The following is a 231-nucleotide window of genomic DNA, read 5'->3' as shown; positions in this document are numbered from 1 at the left end:
CGCGGTAGCCCAGGTCGACGACGGCTACCTTGGGCTTGACGCCGAGATCCTGCATCAAGGTGCTCGTCTGCTCGAGCTGGGCGCTGAGTGTGTGGCCATCGAACGGGTTGCCGGGGAAGCTGCGGGCGCCCACGATCAGCCCGCTCTTGTGCGCCACCGCCAGGCTGACCTTCACGCCGAACTCGTAGGGCTTGCGGGCCTTCCCCTTGGAGATGCATTCGACCTCGGGCG

Annotated in this window: 1 pseudogene; it reads right to left on the bottom strand. The window is 67.1% G+C overall.

Going from position 1 to position 231, the window contains the following annotated elements:
• A pseudogene (locus tag ACG02S_RS26390) lies at positions 1 to 231 on the bottom strand (IS5/IS1182 family transposase); the annotation flags it as partial.

The sequence above is a fragment of the Pelomonas dachongensis genome (assembly GCF_043555865.1).
Lineage (GTDB): Bacteria > Pseudomonadota > Gammaproteobacteria > Burkholderiales > Burkholderiaceae_C > Pelomonas > Pelomonas dachongensis.
This window is presented reverse-complemented; position numbering and strand designations above follow the sequence as displayed.